The 1,685-nt window shown below is 66.1% G+C and carries 1 protein-coding gene; it reads left to right on the forward strand.

Translation table 11 applies throughout. The features are described 5' to 3' along the window. Positions 1-1,685: autotransporter outer membrane beta-barrel domain-containing protein (locus ASO19_RS08950; RefSeq protein WP_146046943.1), on the forward strand; the 1,685-nt coding region annotated here is incomplete at both ends.

The raw sequence follows: 1,685 nt of genomic DNA on the forward strand, positions 1-1,685 counted from the left end.
ATGGTACCATCACTAACACTGGTCATGCCGTGGCCAGTGCTGGCCCCCTGACCGTACAGGCACGGAGTGATGTTCGGAACTCCGGCGAGCTGGGGAGCCGACAGGGGGCGGTGTCGCTTGAGGGGACGGGGCTGAGGAATGATGGCGGGAAGCTGATCGCGGCCGATGGTCCGCTGTCCCTGACGCTGCATGGCGGTGACATCTCCAACAGCAACGGTCTGATCCAGTCCAGCGAAGGTCTGACGCTGACGGCAGGCACGCTCTCCAACCAAGGCGGGACGCTGCTGAGTGGCAAAGGTGATGTGGATCTGACGGCCGGGTCGTTCCGGAACGAGGGTGGTCTGGTGCAGGCGCAGGGGAACCTGACGGCCCGTCTGGGAAGCTATGGCTCGGATGAGGGGTCCAGCCTGGTGGCGGGACGCGAGCTGCATCTGAGCTCACCGGGTGTGGTGCATAATGAGGGCGTTCTGGCCTCCTTCGGGGACATGACGCTGACGGCCTCCCGTCTGGAAGGGGGAGTGAAATCCCAGCTCCAGGGTCAGAGGGTCGAGGCGCATCTGGGTGACGGGGGCCTGCAGAACGGCGGGTCGCTGGTCGGCCTGACGGGGCTGAACCTGACGGGCGGGGGCATGCTGGCCAACAGTGGCGAGCTGGGGAGCCGACAGGGGGCGGTGTCGCTTGAGGGGACGGGGCTGAGGAATGATGGCGGGAAGCTGATCGCGGCCGATGGTCCGCTGTCCCTGACGCTGCATGGCGGTGACATCTCCAACAGCAACGGTCTGATCCAGTCCAGCGAGGGTCTGACGCTGACGGCAGGCACGCTCTCCAACCAAGGCGGGACGCTGCTGAGTGGCAAAGGTGATGTGGATCTGACGGCCGGGTCGTTCCGGAACGAGGGTGGTCTGGTGCAGGCGCAGGGGAACCTGACGGCCCGTCTGGGAAGCTATGGCTCGGATGAGGGGTCCAGCCTGGTGGCGGGACGCGAGCTGCATCTGAGCTCACCGGGTGTGGTGCATAATGAGGGCGTTCTGGCCTCCTTCGGGGACATGACGCTGACGGCCTCCCGTCTGGAAGGGGGAGTGAAATCCCAGCTCCAGGGTCAGAGGGTCGAGGCGCATCTGGGTGACGGGGGCCTGCAGAACGGCGGGTCGCTGGTCGGCCTGACGGGGCTGAACCTGACGGGCGGGGGCATGCTGGCCAACAGTGGCGAGCTGGGGAGCCGACAGGGGGCGGTGTCGCTTGAGGGGACGGGGCTGAGGAATGATGGCGGGAAGCTGATCGCGGCCGATGGTCCGCTGTCCCTGACGCTGCATGGCGGTGACATCTCCAACAGCAACGGTCTGATCCAGTCCAGCGAGGGTCTGACGCTGACGGCAGGCACGCTCTCCAACCAAGGCGGGACGCTGCTGAGTGGCAAAGGTGATGTGGATCTGACGGCCGGGTCGTTCCGGAACGAGGGTGGTCTGGTGCAGGCGCAGGGGAACCTGACGGCCCGTCTGGGAAGCTATGGCTCGGATGAGGGGTCCAGCCTGGTGGCGGGATGCGAGCTGCATCTGAGCTCACCGGGTGTGGTGCATAATGAGGGCGTTCTGGCCTCCTTCGGGGACATGACGCTGACGGCCTCCCGTCTGGAAGGGGGAGTGAAATCCCAGCTCCAGGGTCAGAGGGTCGAGGCGCATCTGGGT

The organism is Parasaccharibacter apium, from assembly GCF_002917995.1.
GTDB classification, from domain to species: Bacteria; Pseudomonadota; Alphaproteobacteria; order Acetobacterales; family Acetobacteraceae; genus Bombella; species Bombella apis.